The 18,943-nt window shown below is 71.6% G+C and carries 14 protein-coding genes and 2 riboswitches; of the genes, 5 read left to right on the top strand and 9 right to left on the bottom strand.

The genetic code is table 11. The annotated features are described in order from the left end of the window. Positions 1-39 precede the first annotated feature (39 nt). From G515_RS0104225 to G515_RS0104255, 7 genes are all read right to left on the bottom strand, one after another. Positions 40-1,443 carry an L-serine ammonia-lyase gene (locus G515_RS0104225; protein ID WP_028659147.1) on the bottom strand — a complete coding sequence of 468 codons (1,404 nt, stop codon included), beginning with the start codon at positions 1,441-1,443 and terminating at the stop codon, positions 40-42. 48 nt (positions 1,444-1,491) lie between these two features. Beyond that, positions 1,492-2,754, bottom strand: coding sequence for a serine hydroxymethyltransferase (glyA, locus tag G515_RS0104230; protein WP_036554237.1), 1,263 nt, complete (start codon positions 2,752-2,754; stop codon positions 1,492-1,494). Positions 2,755-2,759: 5 nt separating this feature from the next. Continuing rightward, positions 2,760-3,131, bottom strand: a complete 372-nt coding sequence (gene gcvH, locus G515_RS0104235) for a glycine cleavage system protein GcvH (protein ID WP_028659149.1) — start codon at positions 3,129-3,131, stop codon at positions 2,760-2,762. Between the two features lie 50 nt (positions 3,132-3,181). Beyond that, positions 3,182-4,279, bottom strand: a complete 1,098-nt coding sequence (gene gcvT, locus G515_RS0104240; RefSeq protein ID WP_028659150.1) for a glycine cleavage system aminomethyltransferase GcvT — start codon at positions 4,277-4,279, stop codon at positions 3,182-3,184. A gap of 10 nt (positions 4,280-4,289) precedes the next feature. Continuing rightward, a complete protein-coding gene (gcvP, locus tag G515_RS0104245) occupies positions 4,290-7,151 on the bottom strand; it encodes an aminomethyl-transferring glycine dehydrogenase (protein ID WP_028659151.1) in 2,862 nt (953 codons plus the stop codon). Between the two features lie 53 nt (positions 7,152-7,204). Next, positions 7,205-7,297, bottom strand: a riboswitch (glycine riboswitch). A 1-nt stretch (position 7,298) separates the two neighbouring features. Further along, positions 7,299-7,393, bottom strand: a riboswitch (glycine riboswitch). A gap of 102 nt (positions 7,394-7,495) precedes the next feature. Beyond that, entirely contained in the window at positions 7,496-8,755 is a 1,260-nt protein-coding gene (locus tag G515_RS0104250) for a M20 family metallopeptidase (RefSeq protein WP_028659152.1), read from the bottom strand. 45 nt (positions 8,756-8,800) lie between these two features. Continuing rightward, positions 8,801-10,270 carry an MFS transporter gene (locus G515_RS0104255; RefSeq protein ID WP_028659153.1) on the bottom strand — a complete coding sequence of 490 codons (1,470 nt, stop codon included), beginning with the start codon at positions 10,268-10,270 and terminating at the stop codon, positions 8,801-8,803. 164 nt (positions 10,271-10,434) lie between these two features. On the opposite strand from G515_RS0104255, the gene G515_RS19445 reads away from it, so the two are divergent. From G515_RS19445 to G515_RS0104270, 3 genes are read left to right on the top strand one after another with little or no spacing between them, the layout of a single operon-like run. Further along, positions 10,435-11,421, top strand: a complete 987-nt coding sequence (locus tag G515_RS19445) for an Lrp/AsnC family transcriptional regulator (RefSeq protein ID WP_051217843.1) — start codon at positions 10,435-10,437, stop codon at positions 11,419-11,421. 48 nt (positions 11,422-11,469) lie between these two features. After that, positions 11,470-12,729, top strand: coding sequence for an AGE family epimerase/isomerase (locus tag G515_RS19450; protein WP_036553892.1), 1,260 nt, complete (start codon positions 11,470-11,472; stop codon positions 12,727-12,729). Between the two features lie 2 nt (positions 12,730-12,731). Beyond that, positions 12,732-13,676 (top strand): PfkB family carbohydrate kinase, encoded by a 945-nt coding sequence (locus G515_RS0104270; protein ID WP_028659154.1) that lies wholly within the window; start codon positions 12,732-12,734, stop codon positions 13,674-13,676. A gap of 101 nt (positions 13,677-13,777) precedes the next feature. Here G515_RS0104270 and G515_RS0104275 read toward each other — a convergent pair whose 3' ends face one another. After that, a complete protein-coding gene (locus tag G515_RS0104275; protein ID WP_028659155.1) occupies positions 13,778-15,457 on the bottom strand; it encodes a PHA/PHB synthase family protein in 1,680 nt (559 codons plus the stop codon). Positions 15,458-15,795: 338 nt separating this feature from the next. Between G515_RS0104275 and phaZ the strand changes: the two genes are divergently transcribed. After that, positions 15,796-16,629, top strand: a complete 834-nt coding sequence (phaZ, locus tag G515_RS0104280; protein ID WP_036553897.1) for a poly(3-hydroxyalkanoate) depolymerase — start codon at positions 15,796-15,798, stop codon at positions 16,627-16,629. A 178-nt stretch (positions 16,630-16,807) separates the two neighbouring features. Further along, positions 16,808-18,454, top strand: a complete 1,647-nt coding sequence (locus tag G515_RS19455) for an MFS transporter (RefSeq protein WP_051217844.1) — start codon at positions 16,808-16,810, stop codon at positions 18,452-18,454. Here G515_RS19455 and G515_RS22475 read toward each other — a convergent pair. After that, complete coding sequence (locus G515_RS22475; protein ID WP_051217845.1) at positions 18,419-18,913, bottom strand: hypothetical protein; 495 nt, start codon at positions 18,911-18,913, stop codon at positions 18,419-18,421. The two genes, G515_RS19455 and G515_RS22475, sit on opposite strands and share 36 nt — an antisense overlap. Positions 18,914-18,943 lie beyond the last annotated feature (30 nt).

Genomic DNA, 18,943 nt, shown 5'->3' on the forward strand with positions numbered 1-18,943 from the left:
GTGTCCTGGGGACCCCGGAACCGGCTCGGGGTCGGGTGCTCAGCACTCGATGACGTTGACCGCCAGGCCGCCGCGCGAGGTCTCCTTGTACTTCAGGTGCATGTCGCGACCGGTATCCCGCATGGTCTTGATCGCCTTGTCGAGGGTCACGACGTGTACACCGTTGCCGTTGAGTGCCAGCCGGGCAGCGTTGATGGCCTTGGTGGAGGCGATCGCGTTGCGCTCGATGCAGGGGATCTGCACGAGTCCGCCGACCGGGTCGCAGGTCAGCCCGAGGTTGTGCTCGATGCCGACCTCGGCGGCGTTCTCCACCTGCGGCGGGGTGCCGCCGAGCACCTCGCACAGGGCGCCGGCCGCCATCGCGCACGCCGAGCCGACCTCGCCCTGGCAGCCGACCTCCGCCCCGGAGATCGAGGCATTGGTCTTGAACAGGATGCCGATCGCGGCCGCGGTCAGCAGGAACCGGACGATCGCGTCGTCCACCTCCGCCTCCGAGAGCCCGGCCGCCGGCGCGGCGAAGCGGACGTAGTAGTGCAGCACGGCTGGGATGATCCCCGCCGCGCCGTTCGTCGGGGCGGTCACCACCCGGCCGCCGGAGGCGTTCTCCTCGTTGACGGCCAGGGCGAACAGGTTGACCCAGTCGATGACCCGGAGCGGGTCGGGGTCCGTCCCCGTCGACAGCTCCTGGAACAGCGCCGGGGCACGACGCGGCACCTTCAGACCGCCGGGCAGGATGCCGTCGGTCACCAGGTCGCGGCTGCAGCCGTTGTCGACGCACTCGGCCATCACCCGCCAGATCTCCAGCAGCTCCGAGCGCACCTCGGCCTCGCTGCGCCAGGAGAGCTCGTTGGCCAGCATCACCTCGGAGACCGACAGCTGGTTCTCGGCACAGATCGCGAGCAGTTCGGCCCCGGTCGCGAACGGCCAGCGCACCGGCGTCGCATCCGGTACGACGCGGTCGGCCCCGACCGCGTCCTCGTCCACCACGAAGCCGCCGCCCACCGAGTAGTAGACGCGTACGGCGAGCTCGCCCCCGGCGGCGTCATAGGCGGTGAACCGCATGCCGTTCGGGTGACCGGGCAGGGACTTGCGCCGGTACAGGACCAGGTCGGAGTCGACGTCGAAGGCGACCGTGTGGCCGCCACCGAGCGTCAGCTTGCCCTCGTCGCGGACCAACGCGATCAGTCCTGCGGACCGACGCGTGTCCACCGTGGCGGGGTCCTCACCCTCGAGTCCCAGGAGCACCGCCGCCTCGGACCCGTGACCGTGACCGGTCGCGCCGAGCGAGCCGAACAGCTCGGCCCGGACCCGATCGACGTCGGTCAGGATCCCCTGCTCGGCGAGGCCCTCGACGAAGATCCGCGCGGCACGCATCGGCCCCACGGTGTGCGAGGACGAGGGGCCGATACCGATCGAATAGAGGTCGAACGTGCTGAGTGTCATGGTGTCACCTCCTGGCAGTGGGACCCGGAACCCGAGGGCGAGGTCATCTCACTGCCCCGGGTAGAGCGGGAAGGACGCGGCCAGCTTGGCGACCCGGTCGCGGAGCACGGCGGCGTCGTCGTCGTGCAGCGGGCCGGCCAGCGCGGCGGCGATGATGTCGGCGACCTCGGCGAAGGCGGCCGCGTCGAAGCCGCGGGTCGCCAGCGCCGGCGTACCGATCCGGAGGCCGGAGGAGACCATCGGCGGGCGCGGGTCGAACGGCACCGCGTTGCGGTTGACGGTGATGCCGATCGAGTGCAGCCGGTCCTCGGCCTGCTGGCCGTCGAGCTCGGAGTTTCGCAGGTCGACCAGGACCAGGTGGACATCGGTCCCGCCGGTGAGCACCGAGACGCCGGCCTTCTCGAGGTCGGACGCGGAGAGGCGCTCGGCCAGGATGCGGGCGCCCTCGAGGGTGCGCTCCTGCCGGTCCCGGAACTCGTCGCTGGCGGCGGCCTTGAACGCCACCGCCTTCGCGGCGATCACGTGCTCCAGCGGACCGCCCTGCTGGCCCGGGAAGACCGCCGAGTTGATCTTCTTGGCCAGCTCCTTGCGGCTGAGGATCACGCCGCCGCGGGGACCGCCCAGGGTCTTGTGGGTCGTGGTGGTCACCACGTCCGCGTGCGGCACCGGGTTGGGGTGCAGCCCGGCGGCGACCAGACCGGCGAAGTGCGCCATGTCGACCATCAGGTAGGCACCGACCAGGTCGGCGATCCGGCGGAACTCGGCGAAGTCCAGGGTCCGCGGGTACGCCGACCAGCCGGCCACGATCATCGCCGGGCGGTGCTCGAGCGCGAGCCGCTCCACCTCGGCCATGTCGACCCGGAAGTCCTGCTCGTCGACGTGGTAGGCCACCACGTTGTAGAGCTTGCCGGAGTAGTTCAGCCGCATGCCGTGGGTGAGGTGACCGCCGTGGGCCAGGTCCAGGCCGAGGATGGTGTCGCCGGGCTGGATCAGGGCGAACATCGCCGCCGCGTTGGCCTGCGCACCCGAGTGCGGCTGCACGTTGGCGGCCTCGGCACCGAAGAGCGCGGTGATCCGCTCGATCGCCAGGCTCTCGATCACATCGACGTTCTCGCAGCCGCCGTAGTAGCGACGACCGGGGTAGCCCTCGGCGTACTTGTTGGTCAGGACCGAGCCCTGGGCCTCCATCACCGCGACCGGAGCGAAGTTCTCCGACGCGATCATCTCCAGGGTGGACTGCTGGCGCTCCAGCTCCGAGCGGACCGCCGCGTAGACGTCCGGGTCGAAGCTCTCGAGGTTCTGGTCGAGCATCGCGCTCACTCCCCGATCAGCTCGGCGTAGCCGGCCGCGTCGAGGGTGTCGGGCTCGCCGCTGACCTTGACGACGAAGAGCCAGCCCTCGCCGTACGGGTCGGAGTTGACCAGGCCGGCGTCGTCGCCGAGCTTGTCGTTGACCTTGACGACCTCACCGTCGGCGGGGGCGAACAGGTCGCTGACCGACTTGGTCGACTCCAGCTCCCCGCAGGCCTCGCCGGCGGTGATCTGGGCGCCGACCTCGGGGAGGTCGACGTAGACGACGTCACCGAGGGCGTCGGCGGCGTAGGCCGTGATGCCGACGACGGCGGTCTCGCCCTCGCGGCGCAGCCACTCGTGCTCGCTGGTGTAGGACAGGTCTGCGGGGATGCTCATGTGGGGTCTCCTGGGTCTGAGAAGGAAGGGCTACTCGGGCGAGCGGTGGCTCAGCGAGCCCGGGTGTAGAACGGGAGCGGCACGACCTCGGCGTCCACGACGGTGCCCCGCACGGAGATCTGCAGGCGGGTGCCGGGAGTGCGCAGGTCCGGGCGCACGTGGGCGATGGCCACGGGGTGCCCCAGGGTGGGGGATGGCGAGCCGCTGGTGACCACGCCGATCTCGGCGCCGGTCGCCGGGTCGAGCACCGGGTAGCCGGCGCGCGGGGAGCGGCGACCCTCGGGGATCAGACCCACCAGCTCGCTGCGCGGCCCCTCCTCCTTGCGCGCGGCCAGGGCGGCGTCACCGACGAAGCCCTCCGGCTTGTCCAGCGCGACCACGCGGCCCAGACCCGCCTCGAACGGCGTGATGTCGCGGCTCAGCTCGTTGCCGTACAGCGGCATGCCGGCCTCCAGCCGGAGGGTGTCGCGGCAGGCGAGCCCGGCTGGGATGAGGCCGTGCTCCTCCCCCGCCTTGCTCAGGGCGGCCCAGACGTCCGCCGCGTCGGCCGGACGGCAGTAGATCTCGAACCCGTCCTCGCCGGTGTAACCGGTGCGGGCCAGCCGCACCTCGATGCCGGCCAGGGAACCGGCGTCGATGGCGTAGTACTTCAGCGACGGGACGTCGAGGTCGGTCAGGGCGGCGATGATCGCGGGCGAGTTCGGGCCCTGGACTGCGATCAGGGCCCACTCCTCGGAGCAGTCACGGACCGCGGCGTCGAAGCCGCTGGCCCGCTCGACCAGGGCGGGGTGGACGACGTCGACGTTGGAGGCGTTGGCGACGACGAGGTAGTGCTCCTCGGCGAGCCGGTAGATGACCAGGTCGTCGATGATGCCGCCGTCCTCGGCACAGATCATGGAGTACCGGGCCCGGCCCACGCCGATGGCCGAGGGGCGCCCGACGAGGGCGCGGTCCAGGGCGCGGCCGGCCTCGGGACCGGTCACCTCGATCTCGCCCATGTGGGAGAGGTCGAAGAGCCCGGCGGCGGTGCGGACGGCGTTGTGCTCGGCGGTCTCCGAGCCGTACCGGACCGGCATCGCCCAGCCGGCGAACTCGGTCAGGTGAGCGCCCAGAGCGGTGTGGACGTCGTGCAGGGGGGTGGGCTTCATGGGTGGTTCCTCAGTTCTCGAAGGCTTCGGGGGCGGGGCAGGAGCAGATCAGGTTGCGGTCACCATGAGCCTGCTCGATGCGGCCCACGGGGGGCCAGTACTTGTGCGCGCTCACGCCGGACGGGAAGACACCCTGCTCGCGCGAGTAGGGCCGGTCCCAGTCGCCGGCGAGATCGGCGGCGGTGTGCGGGGCTCGGCGCAGCGGGCTCGCCTCGACCGGCCAGCGCCCCTCGGCGACCTCGTCGATCTCGGCGCGGATGGCGATCATGGCCTCGCAGAAGCGGTCGAGCTCGGCGAGGTCCTCGCTCTCGGTCGGCTCGACCATCAGCGTCCCGGCGACCGGGAAGCTCATCGTCGGAGCGTGGAAGCCGTGGTCGACCAGGCGCTTGGCCACGTCGTCGACGCTCACGCCGGCCGCGGCGGTCAGCTCCCGCAGGTCGAGGATGCACTCGTGCGCCACCAGCCCGTTGGCACCGGTGTAGAGCACCGGGAAGTACGGCGCCAGCCGGTGCGCGATGTAGTTGGCGCTCAGCACGGCCACCGCGGTGGCCTCGGTCAGCCCCTCGCCGCCCATCATCCGGATGTAGGCCCACGGGATCGGCAGGATCCCGGCGGAGCCGTACGGCGCGGCGCTGACCGGTCCGACACCGGCCCGGCGCTCCGGGTCGGGGTGCTGTCCGTGCGTGGGCAGGAAGGGGGCCAGGTGCGCGGCCACCGCGACCGGTCCGACGCCGGGGCCACCGCCGCCGTGCGGGATGCAGAAGGTCTTGTGCAGGTTCAGGTGGGAGACGTCGCCGCCGAACTCACCGGGCTTGGCCACGCCGAGCAGGGCGTTGAGGTTGGCGCCGTCGACGTAGACCTGGCCGCCGTGCTCGTGAACCAGCTCGCACAGCCGGGTGATGCCCTCCTCGTAGACCCCGTGGGTCGAGGGGTAGGTGACCATGATCGCGGCGAGGTCCTCGCGGTGCTTCTCACAGGTGGCCGCGAGGTCGTCGAGGTCGACGGTGCCGTCGGGCCGGGAGGCCACCACCACGACCCGCATGCCGGCGAGCACCGCGGAGGCCGCGTTGGTGCCGTGCGCGCTCGCCGGGATCAGGCAGACGTCGCGGCGCTCCTCGCCGCGGCTGCGGTGGTAGGCCCGGATCGCGAGCAGGCCGGCCAGCTCGCCCTGCGAGCCGGCGTTCGGCTGGATCGAGACGGCGGCGTACCCGGTCGCCTCAGCCAGCCAGCCCTCGAGCTGGGACACCAGCTCGGCGTACCCCTCGGTGTCCTCGGCCGGGGCGAACGGGTGCAGGTCGGCGAAGCCGGGCAGCGAGATCGGTTCCATCTCGGTGGTCGCGTTGAGCTTCATGGTGCATGAACCGAGCGGGATCATGCCGCGGTCCAGGGCGAAGTCGACGTCGGAGAGACGACGCAGGTAGCGCAGCATGGCGGTCTCGGAGCGGTGCTGGTGGAAGACCGGGTGGGTCAGGAAGGAGGAGGTACGACGCAGCTCGGCCGGGATCGCGCTCTCGCCGTCGACCGGCGCAGCAGCCTCGACACCGAACGCCGCGAGCACCTGGGCGACGTGCTCAGGGGTCGTCGTCTCGGAGCAGGACAGACCGACGTGGTCGGCGTCCACCCGACGCAGGCGGAGGCCCTGCGCGTGAGCAGCGGCGAGCACCTCGTCGGCACCGCCCGGCACACGCACCAGCAGGGTGTCGAAGAAGTTCTCGTGCACGACCTCGACGTCCGCGGCGCGCAGGCCGGCGGCGATCTCGGTGGTGCGGCGGTGCACCTGCTCGGCGATCCCCGTCAGCCCGTCCGGGCCGTGGTAGACGGCGTACATCGAGGCGACGACGGCGAGCAGCACCTGAGCGGTGCAGATGTTCGAGGTCGCCTTGTCGCGGCGGATGTGCTGCTCGCGGGTCTGGAGCGCGAGGCGAAGGGCGGGGCGGCCCGCGGAGTCGATCGAGACGCCGACCAGGCGGCCCGGCAGGTGGCGCTCGAGGCCCTTGCGCACGGCCATGAAGCCGGCGTGCGGGCCGCCGAAGAAGAGCGGCACGCCGAAGCGCTGGCTGGAGCCGACGACGACGTCCGCGCCGACCTCGCCCGGCGGCACCAACACGGTGAGACCGAGCAGGTCCGCGGCCACGGTGACCTGGGCGCCGTGCTCGTGGGCGGCGGCCACCAGCGGGGCCAGGTCGCGCACGGCACCGGAGCAGCCCGGGTAGGAGAGCACCAGGCCGAAGAAGTCGCCTTCGGGCAGGGGCTGGTCGAGGTCGACGGTGACCACCTCGATGCCGGTGGCCTCGGCGCGGGTGCGCAGCACCTCGAGGGTCTGCGGGAGCGTGTCGGCGTCGACCAGGACGCGCGCCGCGGATCCCTTGACCGCGCGGCGCATCACCATGACGGCCTCGGCCACCGCGGTGCCCTCGTCGAGCAGGGAGGCGTTGGCCAGCGGCAGACCGGTGAGGTCGGCGACCACGGTCTGGTAGTTGAGCAGGGCCTCGAGCCGGCCCTGGCTGATCTCCGGCTGGTAGGGCGTGTACGCCGTGTACCAGGCCGGGGACTCCAAGATGTTGCGGCGGATCACGGCGGGGGTGATGGTCGGGTGGTAGCCGAGCCCGATCATCGGGGTCGAGACGACGTTGCGGCCCGCCAGGGCCTGCAGCTCGGCGGCGGCCTCGGCCTCGGTCAGCGGCTCGGGCAGGCGCAGGCCGGTGGGGGTCCGGATCCCCGAGGGGACGGCGGCGTCGATGAGCGCGTCCAGCGACTCGTGGCCGAGTTCGGCGAGCACCTTCGCACGGCTGTCGGCGTCGAGGCCGATGTGCCGGTCGGAGAATCCGAGTGGCTGCGGGATGGAGCGACGGGAGACGGGAGTGTCGGTCATGGGCGGAGGCCCCCTGGGTCCGGTGCCGGTGCTCGGCACGACGAGATGGGTTGCCTCCCCGCTCTGTCATGGGGCCTGAGAGCTTCGCCGCCCGTGGGCGGCTTTCACCGTCGGCGCGATCGCATGGATCGACTTTCCAGAGTGCGCCTCGGTGCAACGGTCATGGGGGCCTGAGAGTTTCTCGGGGAGAGTTGCTCCTTCGGCGCCCCGGCAGCAGCCGGGGTCTCTCCCGCCGCACGTCGATGAGCGCGATCTTCAGTTGTTGAGCGGTCGATCGGGTCCAGCTAATCGCTGACCGGCCCGGGCGAACCCTAAGCGGGGCACCCGGGCCGGGTCAAGCACTCTCAGGCCTTCGCGCCCTGGTCCGCGCTCGGGAACGCGGGCACCCGGGTCGCCCCGGCGGGACGCCGGCGCTGTGCCTCGAGCACCTCGTCGCGGGCGATCGGGTCGGAGGCGAGGTCGGCCACGGCGCAGGCCAGGCCGTACGCGCCCGCCACGATCGCCTCGTCGGCGCCAGCCGAGTCGGTCTCGGAGGCGAACTCGGCGGTGTGCGGCATGCCCTGGGAGCCCAGCACGGCGATCATCGGGTGGATCGTGGGCACCACCTGGCTGACGTTGCCCATGTCGGTCGAACCGCCGCCGGCGTTCGCCGGCCGCTCGACGACGGTGCGGCCGAGCCGCTCCATCGCCTCGTCGTAGGCGTCGGCGAGGAACTCGTGCTGCACGATCGGCTGGTAGACCGGGTCCACCGGCGTCACGTCGTAGGTGCAGCCGGTGGCGATCGCCGCACCCTCCACGCAGGCCAGGAACTTCGTCTTCAGGTCGCGCTGGACCTCCGCGTCGGAGGAACGGACCTCGCCCTCCAGCACCGCCTGGGCCGGGATGATGTTCGAGACGTCACCGCCGGACAGGGTGACCGCGCCGAGCCGGACGCCGTCCGGCACGTGCTGACGCAGCAGGCCCAGGGCGACGTGCAGGATCGTCGCCGCGTTGCCGGCGTTGATGCCGACCTGCGGGGCGGCCGCGGCGTGGGAGGCCAGGCCGTTGAAGGTGACCCGGAAGCGGTCACGTCCCTGCCCGGCGGCCCCACGCGTCCTCATGGTGAAGCTCGGTCCGGGGTGGACCATCACCGAGACGGTGGCGTCCTCCCAGGCACCGGCCTCGAGCATCAGCGCCTTGCCGCCGCCGACCTCCTCGGCGGGAGTGCCGAGCAGCTTGACGGTGAGGTCGAGCTCGTCGGCCAGCGCGGCCAGCGCGATCGCCGTACCGACGCCCGCGGTCGCGATGATGTTGTGCCCGCAGGCGTGACCGACGCCCGGCAGCGCGTCGTACTCGGCGCACACGGCGACGGTGAGCGAGCCGCTGCCGTAGACCGCCTCGATCGCGGTCGGCTGGTCATAGACGCCGACCTCGGTGCGGAAGCCGGCCTCGGTGAGCAGGTCGGCCACGATGCCCGCCGACCGGTGCTCCTCGAAGGCGAGCTCGGGGTGGTCGTGGATGTCGTGGCTGGCCGCGACCAGGCGCTCCCGCCACTCCTCGAGGGTCCGCTGGATCGCGGCGTAGACGTCGTGGGTGGTCTCGGGCTTCTCGACGATCTGGGTCATGACTCCGGTTCCTGGTTCGAGGGATGGGGGGCGTGCTCGGTCTGCTCAGACCTCGGCGACAAGGGGAGCAGTGGTGCTCTCGTCCGCGGACTTCTGGGTCTTCGGCGAGCGGACCAGCAGGCTCAGCAGGGCGACCAGGACGCTGAGGACACCACAGCAGACCCAGACGACCTCGTAGCCCCCCTCACCGGTGATCTGCACGCCGGCGCCGGCGTTCATCACGAACCCGGACATCACGGCGGTGAACGCGGCGCCCGCGATCGCGCCGGCGACGGTGCGGGAGGTGTTGTACAGGCCGGAGGCGATGCCGACGGAGTCGGCGGGGGCGCGACGGACGACCATGTTCGGCAGCGCCGCGATGATGATGCCGTTGCCGAACCCGTTGAGGATCAGCCACGGCAGGAAGATCCCGAGGCTGCCGTGAGAGACGACCATCAGGAAGGACCCGGCGGCCGCGACGACTGCGCCGATGACGATCGCGGGCACCTCGCCCAGACGCTCGGCCAGGCGCGGCCCTGCCACGGTGCCGAGGAAGGCGCAGAAGCCGACGACGAAGATCAGCAGGCCGGTCGAGCTCGCCGACAGACCCAGACCGAAGCCGAGCTCCTTCGGGGTCGAGGCGAAGAGGGCCAGCGGGGTCTGGCCGCCGAAGAGCTGGGCGCCGAACACCGCGGCGATGAGGATCGGCAGCCCGATGCCGCCGCGGCCCTGGAGCGCGGACAGCTCGATCAGCGGGTGCTCGATACGCTGCTCCACGGCCACCCAGACCGCGAGCAGGACCAGGCCGCCGATGATGCAGCCGAGCACTCGGCCGGAGGTCCAGCCGGCGGTGTTTCCGATGCTGATGCCGTACAGCGCCAGGGCGAGACCGGCACCGACCAGGGCGGCACCGACCCAGTCGACCGACGCCTGGGTGCGTGCCGAGGTCTCCGGCACCAGGACGAGCACGACCACGAAGGCGATCGCCATGCAGACCGCCGGGAAGAGGAGCAGGGCGGTGAGGCTCATGTGCGCGGCCAGCAGGCCGGAGAGGACGGCACCGGCGCTGACGCCGGCGGTCAGCCCGCCCACCAGCAGGCCGATCGCCTTGCCGGACTGCTCGCCCGCCCGCTCCCGGACGATCGCGAACTCCAGCGGCAGGAAGGCCACCAGGGCACCGCAGATGACCCGGCCGGCCAGGAACACGCCATACGACGGAGCGAAGGCGACCACGAGGCTGCCGATCGCGACCACACCGGCGGTGATGGTCAGCATCCGCTTGTGGCCGTACCGGTCACCCATCCGGGAGATCAGCGGCACCAGGACGGCGGTGGAGAGCAGGAAGCTGGTGGAGACCCAGTTGAGGTCCGCCGAGCCGACGGCGTACTTCTCACCGATCAGCGCCACGATCGGCGTGAACCAGCCCTGGAGCATGCCGCTGGCGACCTCCATGGCGAAGAGGAAGCCGACGAAGGCGGCGACGGCGCCGAGACGTGCGTTGCCGCCGCTATCCCTTTCGGGCGAAGTGGTCTGCATCGAGGCTCTCCAGATGCGTCGGGTGCCGCTGCCGGCACGAATTCGGGGGGTACGTCACATGCGACGTGACGGAAATGACACCACTAGATTCGCGAGATTCCATTTCATCAGCACTTCTTCGCAGTTTTCTTCGCGTCTATGCTCCTGCTGTGCAGGAAAGTGTCTTGAGCGAGTCCGACCGGCGGCTGATCGACGCACTGCAGGTGTGGCCCAGAGCACCCTGGTCGAAGCTGGGCCCGATCCTCGGCGCCGACCCCGTCACCCTGACCCGACGCTGGAAGCGGCTCCAGGAGCAGGGGCTCGCCTGGGTGACCGTTCAGCAGCCGTGGTCGTCCACCTCCCGGGGCGGCATCGTGGAGGTCGAGTGCGCCGGCGGCGCCCTCGAGGAGGTCATCGCCAGCGTCGTGGCCGACCCGCAGTGCGTCTCGGTCGACGTCACCTCCGGCGGCCGGGATCTGGTGCTCACCGTGTCCAGCACCTCGATGGACGGCTTCGGCCGGTACGTCGTCGAACGGGTCAACCGCCTCGCCGGCGTCCGGGCGATCCGGGCCCAGCCGGCCTTCCGCTCGATCGCGGTCGCGACCCAGTGGCGCCTGCGCGCGCTCGACGCTGCCGAGGCCGAGGCCCTCGAGACCGCGGCCCGCAACGCCGCGACCCACCCCCGGCGTCCGCTCACCGAAGTGGACCCGGAGATCGGCCGCCTGCTCAGCCTGGACGGACGCGTGACGACCCAGGAGGTGGCCACGGCGCTGGACGTCCCCCTGCGCAAGGCCCGCGAACGACTCGCGGCCACGTTGGCGGTGGCACCGCTTCAGCTGCGCACCGACATGCCCCGCTGGGCCTCCGGCTGGCCGGTCGCCGCGTGGTACTTCGTCAAGGTCCCCGCCGCCCACCTGGCCGATGTCGGCACCAAGCTGCGCACCCTGCGTCCGGTGCGGGCGGTGCTCTCGGTGGCCGGCCCGGCCAACCTGCTGATCAACGTGTGGCTGCGCGACCTCGGCGACGTCGAGCAGCTCGAAGCGACCATCGAGCGCCAGCTCCCGGTGGTCAGCGTGCTCGACCGCAGTCTCGTACTCTCGGTGCGCAAGCGGATGACGCGGGTCTTCGACGCGGATGAGTTCCCGACCGGCATCGTCCCCTGGTCCGCGTGATGACCCTCGCGGCGTCCTCACCCGTCCACTCCCACCAGGAGCACGCAGATGACCCGTCCCGGTGACCGTGCCTACTGCGCGGCCCAGCGCCGTGGACTGCTCCGGTTCGCCCAGGGTTCCCGGCACCCGGCCGGGTTCGGCTGGTTGGACGATCGCGGCACCGTCGATCCGTCCGTGCCGGCGCAGCTGTGGATCACCTGCCGGATGACCCACGTGTTCAGTCTCGGCGTCCTGGCCGGCGAGGAGCCGGCCCCCGGTGGCCCGGACCACCCGGCGCTGCGTGACCTGGCCGGGCACGGCGTCCGAGCGCTACGCACGAGCTTCGCCGACCCCGAGTACGGCGGCTGGTTCGCCGCCGCGACCAGCGGCGGTCCGGCAGAGCCCACCAAGCAGGCCTACGGTCACGCCTTCGTCTGCCTCGCCGCCGGCTCCGCCGTGGCGGCCCGGATCCCCGATGCGGACACACTCCTGGAGGAGGCGCTCGCCGTCTTCGAGGACCGCTTCTGGGACGAGGAGGCGGGCCTGGTCGTCGATGCCTGGGACCGCTCCTGGAGGGAGCCGGACGACTACCGCGGCCTGAATGCCAACATGCACGCCGTCGAGGCCCTCCTGGCCGTGGGCGACGTACTCGGGGAGGACCTCTGGCATCGGCGGGCGGCCCGGATCGCCGCCCGCGTCCTCGGCTGGGCCCGCGCGAACCACTGGCGGATCCCCGAACACTTCGACGCCTCCTGGAGACCTCTGCTCGAGCACAACCGCGACCTTCCCGGTGACAGGTTCCGTCCCTACGGCGCCACCGTGGGACATGGTCTGGAGTGGGCGCGTCTCCTGGTGGCGGTCGAGGCCACCCTCGGCGGCCGGGCACCCGCCGGGCTCCTCGAGGCCGCGGTGGCCCTCACCGATCGTGCGGTCAGCGACGGCTGGCGGGCCGACGGCGCGGACGGCTTCATCTACACCACCGATTGGGACGGCTCCCCCGTCGTCCGTGCCCGGATGCACTGGGTCCTCGCCGAGGCCCTCAACACCGCCCTGGTGCTCGGCCGCACCACCGGTGACCGACGCTATGACGCGCTCGCCGAGCGCTGGTGGAGCTATGCCGACCGGCACCTGGTGGACCGTGCGCACGGCTCGTGGTGGCACGAGCTCGACCCGGCCAACCGGCCCAGTGCCCGGGTCTGGTCCGGCAAGCCGGACGTCTACCACGCCTACCAGGCCGTGCTCCTGCCCGAGCTGCCGACCGCACCGTCCTTCGCCCGGGCGCTGCGGGATCGCGGGCCGCTGGTCCGCACCGTCCGCGAGGAGGACTGAGGATGCCTCCCCGGCATGGAAGGAGTCCCGTCGCCCTGGTCGTGGGCGAATCGCTGGTCGATGTGGTCCAGGAACGCAACGGGTCGATCAGCACCTACCCCGGCGGCAGTGCCGCCAACGTCGCCGTCGCACTCGCCCGACTCGGCCGGCCGACCTGGTTGGCGACCAGCTATGCCGAGGATCGGCACGGGCGGGTCCTCGCCGAGCATCTGCGCCGCGACGACGTCCGGCCGGCGACCGACCCCGCGGCGATCGCCCGCACCTCCCTGGCCACCGCCACGATCGGCGAGGACGGCGCCGCGAGGTACGACTTCGACATCGAGTGGCGGTTGGGCGAGCTCCGCATCCCCGCCGATGTGGCCCCCGTGCTGGTCCACGCCTGCTCCATCGCAGCGGTCTACCCGCCCGGTGACCGGCAGGTCCTCGATCTTCTCGGTCGGCTGAGGCAGGACGCGCTGGTCAGCTACGACATCAACGCCCGCCCGGCGATCACGGGCGCCGGCCCGGCGTTGACCGACCGGGTCGAGCAGGTCGTCGCGCTCAGCGACGTGGTCAAGGCCTCCGATGAGGACCTCGAGGTTCTCTACCCCGACCGTGCCCTGCCGGCCGCGGCCGCGCACCTGCTCGCGGGCGGGCCGGCCGCCGTCGTGGTCACCCGGGGCGGACGCGGCGCGTTCGTGGTCAGCCGGAGAGGCACGGTCTCGGTCCCCGCCACCGCCGGGGTGAGGACCGTGGACACGATCGGCGCCGGCGACAGCTTCGGCGCCGGGCTCCTCGACGAACTCTGGGCGCGTGGAGCCGTCGGGCCGAGGGCCCGGGAGCGGTTGCACTCGCTGGGGGACGAGGACTGGTGGAGGATCCTGGGCCGCGCCGGGAGCATCGCTGCCGTGACGGTCTCACGGCCGGGCGCGGACCCGCCGTACCGTCACGAGATCCCGACCTCCTAGCGGCACTCCCCCGGGGCGCCACCGGCGATCACGTCCTGGCAGGAACACCGATCGATTCCGAGCGAACGGCCGACATCGATCGGCGCTCCTGGGCCTCACACCTAGCGATCCCGGACGTAGCTTCCCGGCGCCTCCTCCAGCGGCCGGAAGTCGACGCTGCCCAACTCCTCGGGGGCGGGCACCTGGTCACCGGACCGGGCCTCCAGCCACTGCGAGTAGTCGGGCCACCAGGAGCCCTGCTCCCGCTGGGCGGCCTCCTGCCACTCGACCGGATCCAGGGTGTTGTCGTCCATCACCTGATAGCTCGACTTGGGGTTGCCCGGCGGGTTGACCAGGGCGGCGATGTGCCCGTTGGTCGACAGCACGAACCGGACCTTGCCGCCGAGCAACTGGCCGCTGCGATAGCAGTTGGTCCAGGGGCAGATGTGGTCCGCCGAGCCGGCGACGACGTAGGAGTCGACGGTGATCCGGCTCAGATCGACCTCGGTGCCGAGCAGGGTGATCGCCCCCGGTTGGGCGAGCTTGTTGTTCAGGGCGGCGTCCACGAAGTCGCGGTGGAGCTTGGCGGGCATCCGCGTCGTGTCGGCGTTCCAGAAGAGGATGTCGAACTTGGGCGGATTCTTGCCCTGGAGATAGTTGTTGACCCAGTAGTTCCAGATCAGGTCACTGGGCCTGAGCCAGGCGAAGACCTCGGCCAGGCTGCGCCCGTCCAAGTAGCCCTTCAGCCGCGAACGGGCGACGGCGTTCGCCGCAACGCTCTCATCCACCATCGCGGTGGTGACGCCGGACCGACTCTGATCGATCATGGTCACGAGCAGGCTGAGGCTGGCCAGCCGGTCGATCTTGCCCACCGTCGCCCGCTCCGCGGTGGTGAGGGCGGCCAGCAGTCCCCCCGAGCAGGCGGCCATCACGTGCACGGCACCGGCGCCGGTGATCCGGTCGACCGCCCTGAAGCTCTCGATGATGCCCTCGGCGTAGGCGTCGAACCCCCACTTGCTGTGCCGGGAGTCGGGGTTGCGCCAGGACATCACGAACACCTGCTGCCCCTGCTGGACGAGGTACTCGATCAGGCTGCGACCCGGGGCGAGGTCGAGGATGTAGTACTTGTTGATCGTCGGCGGGATGACCAGCAGGGGGGCCGCTCGAACCGTCTCGGTCTGCGGCTTGTACTGGATCAGTTCGAAGATCGGCGTCCGCAGTACGACGGCACCGGGGGTGATCGCCAGATCCGCACCGACCTGGTAGGCATCCGGGTCGACCATCGACGGCACCCGCGGCGCGCTGGCCAGATCGCGCAGCAGGTTGCGGGGTCCCTTGATCAGGTTGGCGCCGCCGGTGTCGATGGCCGCCTTCCACGCCACCGGACTCAGCAGCGGGTTGTTGCTCGGGGAGGCCGCCTCGACCAGGTTGGAGACGGCGAAACCCATCCGTTCCGAGTCCGACCAGCTCATCGGCACGTCCTGGACCAGACCCTCGGCGGTCACACTGGCGGCGAGGTAGGACTGGACGACCCGCCGTAGCAGCGGGTTCTCGGTCCACGCGGGATCCGCGAACCGACGGTCCTTGCGGGCCGGTGCCACCGTGGAGACGCCGATCCCGATCCGGGCCAGCTCCGCGACCAGTCCGCCCACGCGGGTCGCCACCCGCTCCGGGCGCCGGCTGGCCGCACCCAGGAACTTCACCGCCGGGCCCGCCGGGAGCAGCCGCCGGACCATGCCCGCCGTGGACTGGGTCAGCAGCTGGTCGAGTGGACCGGCGGTCTCGATCGGCTCCGCGCTCATCGGAGCGTCCCCCGAAGGGCGGCCGCGTGCAGAGCGGTGGTCCGGTTCGCCATGGTGTCTCCCTCGGTCAGGTGTTCACGCGTCTCCGGTCGTGACGAGGGAGGGTGGGGCAGGGTCTGCGGACCCGTGGATCTCGCGTGTCGGCTGTCGGAGGACGCACGGCGGACCGGCTTCGGGGCGACAGCAGGCGATGGGTGTCCTATCCTCCGGATGTCACTACCTCGCCCGGCGCGGACGAGGTCTCCAAGCTACTCCGAGCTGACGTCGGTTGTCTTGAGGAGTTTTGCGATGGCCCGGTGCCCGAACCGACCAGACCGGTGGCGAGGGGTGCTCCCCTCATGACCCGGTCTCGCCCGGTCGAGGTCATCCGGGAGGTGCGGATCCGGGATCACCGGATCCGGGTCGCCGTCCGCCCCGGCGACGGGATCCCGCTGGTGCTGTGCAACGGCATCGGGGCCAGCATGGACCTTCTCCAGCCGGTCGTGGACGCGGTGGACCCGGCCGTCCCGGTGGTGCGTTTCGACGTACCCGGCATCGGTGGCTCGACACCGCCCCGCTGGCCGTACAACTTCGCGACCCTGGCCTGGCTGCTCGGGCACCTGCTGGACGAGCTCGGGTACGACGAGGTCGACGTCCTCGGCATCTCCTGGGGCGGGGGCCTGGCCCAGCAGTTCGCCTTCCAGAACCCCCACCGCTGCCGACGCCTGGTGCTGGTCAGCACCGCCACCGGCTGGATGATGGTGCCCGGTCACCCGAAGGTGCTCAGCCGGATGGTCACCCCGCAGCGCTACCGCGACCCGGAGTACGCCGCCCGGATCGCCGGCTCGATCTACGGCGGTCGGCTGCGTGAGGAGCCGGACCTGGTCCGCACCGTCCTGCACGGCCACGCGCCGGTCACCTCCCGCCGCGGCTACCTGCTCCAGCTCCTGGCCGGAGCGGGCTGGGCCAGCCTGCCGTTCCTCCCCCTGCTCCGCCAGCCGACGCTGATCCTGGCCGGCGACGACGACCCGATCATCCCGTTGGTCAACGCCCGGATGATGCACAGCCTGCTCCCCCGGTCCGAGCTGCACGTCTTCCCCGACGGCCACCTGGGTCTGGTCACCCGGGCCGATGAACTCGGCCCCCTGATCAGCGCCTTCGTCCGGCCGCCCGGCGAGGCGGCGACCTCCTGAGCGCGGTCCACCGGTCGGCGCTGCCGGCGTAGGTGGGTGCCGTGGGATCCGGGCCAGCCCCTCTTCCAGCTCCGGCCCGGGCAGGACCACCCCACCGCGGGGGATGTGGGCCCACCATCGGGTCGGGCACGATCGGGCCAGCGCACGGCGCGGTTGCACGTGTCGACGGGAGGACCCCATGCAGAAGGATCCGGCTGCCGGTTCGGTGACGGTCGCGGCCTCGGGGGCGGTCCTGCTCACCCTGGCGTCCGGCCAGTTCCTGATGACCCTGGACACCTCGGTCATGAACGTCTCGATCGCCCAGGTCGCCAAGGACGTCGGGACGACCGTGACGGGGGTGCAGACGGCGATCACGTTCTACACCCTCGTGATGGCCACCATGATGATCACCGGCGGCAAGATCGGCACGATGATCGGGCATCGCCGTGCGTTCTCGATCGGCTGCGTGATCTACGGGGTGGGCTCGCTGACCACCGCGCTCTCCCCCAACCTGCTGGTCCTGATGATCGGCTGGTCGGTCCTGGAGGGCCTCGGCGCCGCGCTGATCATGCCCGCGATCGTGGCCCTGGTGGCGTCCAACTTCGCGCCGTCGGCTCGCGCACGCACCTACGGACTGATCGCGTCCGCGGGCGCGATCGCGGTGGCCGCCGGGCCGCTGATCGGCGGCGCGATGACGACGTACCTGACCTGGCGGTTGGTCTTCCTCGGCGAGGTCGCGGTGGTCGTCGTCATCCTCCTCATGACACGGCGGATCGAGGACGCGGCGGTCACCAACCGGTCGCGGATCGACCGCATCGGGGTCGTCCTGTCCGCGCTGGGCCTGGGGCTGGCGGTGTACGGCGTCCTGCGCTCGGGCACCTGGGGGTGGGTGCGTCCCAAGCCCGGCGGCGCCGACCTCCTCGGCCTCTCCCCGACGCTGTGGCTCCTGCTGGCCGGACTGGTGGTGCTGCGGGGCTTCATGGCCTGGGAGGGCCACGTCGTCTCCCAGGGTCGGGAGCCGCTCATCGACCTGCCGCTCCTGCGCAACGCGCAGCTCACCGGCGGGCTGACGATGTTCTTCTTCCAGTTCCTGCTGCAGGCCGGCCTCTTCTTCACCATCCCGCTCTACCTGTCGGTCGCGCTCGGGCTCAGCGCGATGGAGACCGGGGTGAGACTCCTGCCGCTGTCGATCACCCTGCTGCTGGCGGCGGTCGGCATCCCGCGGCGGTGGCCGGATGCGTCGCCGCGCCGGGTGGTGACCTTGGCCCTGGCCGCGCTCCTCGCCGGCATCGTGTCGCTGATCGGCGCCCTCGAAGCGGGCGCAGGGCCCGAGATCGTCACCGTCCCGCTCCTGCTGGCCGGGCTCGGCGTCGGGGCGCTCGCCTCGCAACTGGGTGCGGTCACCGTCTCCGCCGTACCCGATGAGCGCACCGGTGAGGTGGGCGGACTCCAGAACACCGCCAGCAACCTCGGTGCCTCCCTGGGCACGGCGCTGGCCGGCTCCGTGCTGGTCGGGGCGCTGAGTGCCACCTTCTTCCTCAACGTCGAGGGCGACGAGGCCATCCCCGACTCGGTGGCCGATCGGGCGGCACTCGAACTCGCCGGCGGCGTCCCGTTCGTCTCCGACGACGACCTCGAATCGGCGCTGGCGCAGACCGACCTCACCGCCGACGAGGCCGACGCGGTGGTCGCCGACAACGCGGACGCGCGTCTCGCCGGGCTCCGGGTGAGCCTGGCCGTGCTGGGCCTCCTCGCGACGCTGGCCATCTTCCTGACCCGTCTGCTCCCCACCCGAGCACCCGGAGCACCCTCAGTGGAGCCCGACCTTGAGCAGCACCACCAGTAGCCCCAGTCCGGCACCGGCCGCCGCACAGGCCAGCCGGCCGGGCAGGTCGAGCCCGCTGCGTACGCCGGCCAGATAGCTGTAACCGACCAGCAGGGCGACCGTCACGCCCATCGCAGCCCAGGCGGCACCCCGCAGGTCGGCACCCAGCAGGGTCGCCACCACAAGGACCGCCAGCGGCACCGCGGACGCTCCGAGGATGGGCCAGGACTCGCGGATGCCGTGGCGCAGGGCCACGAACGGATGGTGCCGATGGGTGAGCGCACTGCCCAGAGTGATCGCGTGCAGGTGGGCCAGCCAGTAGACGACGACGGTCCCGATGATCGCCACCGCGAACCACCCCACCGACTCGGCGTAGTCACTGCCGTAGGCGATCACCGCACCGCATACGACGGTGCCGGTGATCGTCCCCTCACCGCCGCGGATCAGCCCGAGCGGGTCCTTGGTGTGCTCCTCGCTCACCGTCCCGACGCCTCGCATCCTGACCGCCGA

This window comes from Nocardioides insulae DSM 17944 (assembly GCF_000422825.1).
GTDB classification, from domain to species: Bacteria; Actinomycetota; Actinomycetes; order Propionibacteriales; family Nocardioidaceae; genus Nocardioides; species Nocardioides insulae.

Coding starts and splice junctions, on each gene's coding strand:
- G515_RS0104250 (WP_028659152.1), bottom strand. CDS start 8,755: ATGACCCAGATCGTCGAGAAGCCCGAGACCACCCACGACGTCTACGCC.
- glyA (WP_036554237.1), bottom strand. CDS start 2,754: ATGCTCGACCAGAACCTCGAGAGCTTCGACCCGGACGTCTACGCGGCG.
- gcvH (WP_028659149.1), bottom strand. CDS start 3,131: ATGAGCATCCCCGCAGACCTGTCCTACACCAGCGAGCACGAGTGGCTG.
- phaZ (WP_036553897.1), top strand. CDS start 15,796: ATGACCCGGTCTCGCCCGGTCGAGGTCATCCGGGAGGTGCGGATCCGG.
- G515_RS0104275 (WP_028659155.1), bottom strand. CDS start 15,457: ATGAGCGCGGAGCCGATCGAGACCGCCGGTCCACTCGACCAGCTGCTG.
- G515_RS19450 (WP_036553892.1), top strand. CDS start 11,470: ATGACCCGTCCCGGTGACCGTGCCTACTGCGCGGCCCAGCGCCGTGGA.
- gcvP (WP_028659151.1), bottom strand. CDS start 7,151: ATGACCGACACTCCCGTCTCCCGTCGCTCCATCCCGCAGCCACTCGGA.
- G515_RS0104255 (WP_028659153.1), bottom strand. CDS start 10,270: ATGCAGACCACTTCGCCCGAAAGGGATAGCGGCGGCAACGCACGTCTC.
- G515_RS0104270 (WP_028659154.1), top strand. CDS start 12,732: ATGCCTCCCCGGCATGGAAGGAGTCCCGTCGCCCTGGTCGTGGGCGAA.
- G515_RS19455 (WP_051217844.1), top strand. CDS start 16,808: ATGCAGAAGGATCCGGCTGCCGGTTCGGTGACGGTCGCGGCCTCGGGG.
- gcvT (WP_028659150.1), bottom strand. CDS start 4,279: ATGAAGCCCACCCCCCTGCACGACGTCCACACCGCTCTGGGCGCTCAC.
- G515_RS0104225 (WP_028659147.1), bottom strand. CDS start 1,443: ATGACACTCAGCACGTTCGACCTCTATTCGATCGGTATCGGCCCCTCG.